Here is a 5,480-nt window from a genome sequence, read left to right on the forward strand (position 1 = left end):
GGGTATCTTTCGTCGGTCTTTCAGAAGGCGTGGAGAATAGTTCATCTGGGAATTACTTTACTCCCGAAGTTACAGGGGAAATTAGCCATATTTCAGGACAAGAATTTACAGTAAAGGTATCAGAAGAATTACAACTTTTAGGTGAAATACGTGATATAGCTTTGCCAGATAGGATAGCCATCACACTCACTCTTACAGGAACAAGGAATAAGTCTCTCTATTTTGGAGCGGATCCACTACCGTCTCAGGAAGATATTGTTTGCTTAGTTGAGAATGAGTTGATTAGATTAGGCATTATATCTGGTATTAAGCGAGCGGTTGTATCATTACCATTGGAACAGACCTAGCTTGTAACTAGCACAATGAAACTAAATCAAATTTGCATAACAAGACGTATCACCTAACTCCCTATGGCGCGTTTCCAGTGTCAGTTTTATGAAAACTATAAACCTTAACCCAGTATCGACGACCGCTCTCCCATAGGGAGTCGGTGTACTTTACGTTCTGCTAAAATGAAACTTCGCTCCAAAGCACTTGGTCTTTGCGGGATATCTCTCCTGCTAGGACTCTCCATTTGGTTTGTGACAGCGAACTCCACACTTTTCCTTAATTCTCGGCTGGATCGGCTCGCTGAGGAGGATCTCCCAACGATTACGATTGAAGGCGAGGATACGGTTTACTGCAGGATGAAAGCAGATGACTTCCGATTCCCATTACCCCCAGGAGCAGTAGCCGCTGACCCGACAATAATATCGGGTGGCTTTGATACCGTGGAAGGAACTGTTGGTGTTACGTTCCCGAGAGGTCGACCGATGTCTCCAAGGAGATATGAAGAATGGCTGAAGGCGAAGTTGCAGACCGGAGGTTGGGTCACAGCTTCCGAGAATCACGAATCGGGAGGTATGTTGGTGACTTTTAGCTACTTCGGCGACAAGTGACCAATCGACATAAAAAACAAGCAGAACAAGGCGCAGCACCCAACCGCTTCCCCGCCGAATTAATGACTTTTATGACAATTTCAATCCAAACTCAAAAACGTAGCGCGCTGAGTGGTCAGCGGTTGGTGTGTTAGACGTTCGGTTTGCATTCTACTTCTTTTCGACGCTACTTAGTGAATGAAATGAACTCACAGCTGATAGTCTCACAGAGATAGCGCTATTTCTGTTTCTAGCTAGCTAAAGTTAGGCATCATTCTTTTTGTTACTTTATGATCGTTAGATCCTCAAAATTTTGCTTAGCTTTTCTTATATCGACCATATGCCGTTTGGTTTTTGCTAAGTTTGAGTGAACCGACCAAGGGCGGTAGCGTCATTAATCTCAAGTTAGGGCACCAACCCCAGCTAATAAATCAACCGAACAAGGCGCAGCACCCAACCGCTTCCCCGCCGAATTATTGACCTAATGACAATTTTAAACTCAACCCAAAAACGTAGTGCGCTGAGTGGTCAGCGGTTGGTGTGCTAGACGTTAGACTGAAAATTATATGCTCTCTGTCGGTAACACCCACATGACTTTCACTTCCTCGGAAAGAGGTGTTTTAGTCGCTCTGAAAAGACACGGTATAGAATGTAAGGAATACTTTTCAGCAGGCTCTGAATATGCCCTTTCATCATTCCTCAGAGCTGTTCTCAGCAGCGCTACAACTAAAGAGGTTTCCTGGATATCTGAATGTCAGGACTTATCATTCCATTTCACGCCAGCTACTAATTGCTCTAAAGCCGTATTCAAGAGTTCGATGTGTATCGACAAAGAGGATGAACATGGAGCATTTGAAGTTCAGTTTGCTTATGACATTATGCCCGAAGAGATATCCGTCGATTTTGAAGCCATAGACGACGCGTTCAAAACTACTTCTGCCTAACAAGGCGCAGCACCCAACCGCTTCCCCGCCGAATTAATGACCTTTATGACAACTTCAATCCCAACCCAAAAACGTAGCGCGCTGAGTGGTCAGCGGTTGGTGTGCTAGACGTTAGGCTAAATATGACACGCACAGAAACTCACCGACTTTTCACAGAATCCTTTGCTTCATCTTATCATGAGGCTTCTATTCCCTCCCATTCGGACGTAATACTGGTTGAGCAAAATCTCTCTAGAACCTTTCCCCGATCATACATTGATTTCATCACCAAATATGGGGCTGTATACACACCCTCAATTTTAGATTTAGTTACAGGCGGTGAGAATGAAGAAGCTCCAGAAGACGCCAGTTTCGACGTTCAGAACTTCATAGAATTATCCTCGCTTATTGATGAAGCGAAGGCTCATTGGGAAGCAGGCATGAGCGACACTATGATTCCTATAGCGTCTGACTGTATGGGTAACTTATTTGGCTTTGCCAGACAAACCAATGAGACAAGACCAGCAGATCTTCCTGTACTAGTATTTGATCATGACTTTGGTACTATTGAGAATGAACATGACAGCTTTGATAGTTGGCTCAAGTCCTTCCTGGATATGAAAACTGCCCTAGCCTAACAAGACGCAGCACCCAACCGCTTCCCCGCCGAATTAATGACCTTTATGATAATTTTAACCCAAACCCTAAAACGTAGCGCGCTGAGTGGTCAGCGGTTGGTGTGCTAGACGTTCTCTTAAAATTGTGCGCGAAATCATTAGCTACATATTCATTTTTGCGTTTCTGGCATTCCCACTAGGTTTCGGCGGGATACTTTTATTCAAAACGGAGACCTCAATACCTAAATGGTTCAAGTTTTCTATTGCTAGTGTAGTAGCCTGCTATTTTTGCGTTCTATTTTCAGTTTGGTCTATTGATTGGCACTATAAATACGAATTGGACAAATTCGACCTTGATGGGGACGGAATGTTCTCAGGTGAAGAACTTACACCAGAAATGGACAAGGCGATGAAGAATCTAACCAATGATACAGGAAGAACTTTTGCACCTATTACTGGAGCGATTATTTCTCCGATTTATAACGGTTTTTGGCTTACTATCTTTGGGGGGCTGACCTACATTAGAAACCGAATCAAAACCAAAAGAGAACAAGGCTGCGCACACCAATCCACTACCCGCTCTGGGTCTAAGTCTGAATGATAATTATGAACCTTAACCTGAAATCAAAGCTCGCCCTCTGGTAGTGGATGGGTGGCTTTGGACGTTATGCTAAAAAATGAAAGTCGTAGACATCAGTCAGAGTTTCAAAACACCAAGAATACCAACTAGCGGCAATCGCGCTATCCTACGCTTCTTTACCCTCGTTTTAGGAGCTATTGGGCTATTCTTTTGCTTTCCTGATTCGTTAACGAATTGGGCTTCAGCATCTGCTCTTGGCTTGGCCTCAGGCGTCCTTTGGTCAATTTCTTGGCTAGCTAAGGGTGTCGAGAGCAGGCTTATAGCGTGGCTAATTGCTGCGTTTGGATGCGTTGCGTTTTGGTTCAAATCTTATAGCACTATTCCCCAACTGTTGGATATATGCTTGATGTACCTCGGGTTCGAGTTGATCCTTCTTTTCTCTTATCCTTGGTTACGGCAGATTAGTAACCACGCGATCAAAACAAAAGCATAACAAGGCGCAGCACCCAACCGCTTCCCCGCCGAATTACTGACCTTTATGAAGATTCCAATCCAAACCCAAAAACGTAGCGCGCTGAACGGTCAGCGGTTGGTGTGCTAGACGTTCTGCTATAATGAATCTATATCACAAACGATGATTGATGAGAACGAACATAGTCCGTTTAACGGTGAAAGAGACGGCGCATACGAAGAGATAAGTGATCTGGTAGATTTCTTATCAAGTCGCAACGATATGCTCACTAGTCATCCTGGATTTTCCGCGTGCGAAATTGATAACGTTGTCACAAACATTATTCTTATCACAGAGATCTATGATAGTAAGAATTTTAAGGGGATGGTCGACGAGAAGAAAATTACCTCGTGGGGTAATGCAATCGATGAATGCTTTTGTGACGAAAATAAGTGGGATTTCGATCAGTGGAATCCGGCTGATAAGCAGAACTGGAGAAATAGCTGTAGGAATTGGATTGCTAATCTAAAGAGAGCAAACGATTCATAATCATGGCAGAACAACACGTAGCACCCAACTCCCTATGGCGCGTTTCCAGTGTCAGTTTATGAAAATTACAACCATTAACCCAGTATCGACGCTCGCTCTCCCATAGGGAGTGTGTGTACTTTACGTTCGGCAAAAAAAAATGATCACGATGAAACAACTAGGCTCTAACCTCCTGAGCTTCGGGGTCATTGCATCTATAGTTTCCGCATTGTTCCTCGGATGCATCTTAATCCGAATCACACCACCCAGCCTGACCGCAAACCTTGATTTGGATCATGAACGATCCCGGTGCGGCGCATACACAGTCATCGCAGATTTCACATTTGTCGCCGCAGCTTGCTATCTTGCAGGGTTCTTAGCCACTTGGAAGCAGTCTCCGGTTGCGAGGCGATGGACTGGCGGGCTCGGGTTTTTAGCGGTGTCTGGATTATCATTCACTTGGTTCCTATTTGCTGGATTCTGTGGAGGCTGAGCAGAGAAACCAAATAAGCCGAACAAGGCGTCGCTCTCAACACCTGCCCCGCCGCGAGTTCAATTTGCCATGATTATACAACCTTTAATCCACAGTCGAAGCCTCGCCCCCGGGCAGGTGTGAGAGGACTTCGACGTTCGGTATAAAAAGCAATGGCATACGATTTCGTCATAGGAAAGTCAGCTCTTGTCAAAGATGAACCAGTAATTTTTGGATCAATTGATTTTGACGATATGCCGGCGGTCTCTCGCATTGCGAAGAATCACAAGAATTGGTTTTTTGAGGGTCTACAGGACATATTTGACGATCGTACATACTGTATCTCAGAGTTGCAAGAAGCTGCCCAATTTATAGATCAGGCTATTTTATCAGAGACTCACAAAGACGATCTTTCCATGCTATATAAATTTTCGGCCATGGTGTCGATGGCCATACGGATGCATTATCCTCTCCACGGACTTGCTGATTAAAAACAACTAACCGAACAAGGCGCAGCACCCAACCGCTTCCCCGCCGAATTAATGACCTTTATGACAATTTCAATCACAACCCAAAAACGTAGCGCGCTGAGTGGTCAGCGGTTGGTGTGCTAGACGTTCGGCAGAAAACTTGACCCGACTATGCGATGTTAATCACCCGCGAAGAATACCAGAAAAAGCTTAACCTTATGAGGCGTTTGATCAACGGGTTTATGTGCCTTTGCCTGCTACTTCCACTCGTAGGAATTATCGCTCTTCTTTTTGGTTTCGTGGAACCCGGTGACGGTAAAGGAAGCATGACGACCATGCAGGTCACCATTATTTTGGCTGGGATTTCCGTCTTGATTCTTGTTCTCTGGAAGTTGTTTTCGATCGCTTTAAATTGGATTGCCAAACGCCAGATTGCGCTACTATTCGACGGTAAGTGAAGCTCGGATCGAGAAGCCAAACCCGAAAAGCCGAACAAGGCAGCGCACACCAATCCACTACCCG

Annotated in this window: 7 protein-coding genes; all 7 read left to right on the top strand. The window is 44.8% G+C overall.

The features are described 5' to 3' along the window. The coding region (locus JIN82_RS10760) for a hypothetical protein (RefSeq protein WP_200310236.1) at positions 1 to 347 on the top strand (347 nt) is incomplete at its 5' end. A gap of 1,160 nt (positions 348 to 1,507) precedes the next feature. Then, complete coding sequence (locus JIN82_RS10765) at positions 1,508 to 1,861, top strand: hypothetical protein (RefSeq protein WP_200311652.1); 354 nt, start codon at positions 1,508 to 1,510, stop codon at positions 1,859 to 1,861. A 122-nt stretch (positions 1,862 to 1,983) separates the two neighbouring features. After that, complete coding sequence (locus JIN82_RS10770) at positions 1,984 to 2,478, top strand: SMI1/KNR4 family protein (RefSeq protein WP_200311653.1); 495 nt, start codon at positions 1,984 to 1,986, stop codon at positions 2,476 to 2,478. 124 nt (positions 2,479 to 2,602) lie between these two features. Next, positions 2,603 to 3,058, top strand: a complete 456-nt coding sequence (locus tag JIN82_RS10775) for a hypothetical protein (protein WP_200311654.1) — start codon at positions 2,603 to 2,605, stop codon at positions 3,056 to 3,058. 613 nt (positions 3,059 to 3,671) lie between these two features. Next, complete coding sequence (locus tag JIN82_RS10780) at positions 3,672 to 4,037, top strand: hypothetical protein (protein WP_200311655.1); 366 nt, start codon at positions 3,672 to 3,674, stop codon at positions 4,035 to 4,037. 624 nt (positions 4,038 to 4,661) lie between these two features. Beyond that, entirely contained in the window at positions 4,662 to 4,979 is a 318-nt protein-coding gene (locus JIN82_RS10785; protein ID WP_200311656.1) for a hypothetical protein, read from the top strand. A gap of 155 nt (positions 4,980 to 5,134) precedes the next feature. After that, positions 5,135 to 5,416, top strand: coding sequence for a hypothetical protein (locus JIN82_RS10790; RefSeq protein ID WP_200309480.1), 282 nt, complete (start codon positions 5,135 to 5,137; stop codon positions 5,414 to 5,416). Positions 5,417 to 5,480 lie beyond the last annotated feature (64 nt).

Source organism: Persicirhabdus sediminis, assembly GCF_016595495.1.
In the GTDB taxonomy this organism is placed as follows: Bacteria; Verrucomicrobiota; Verrucomicrobiia; order Verrucomicrobiales; family Akkermansiaceae; genus Persicirhabdus; species Persicirhabdus sediminis.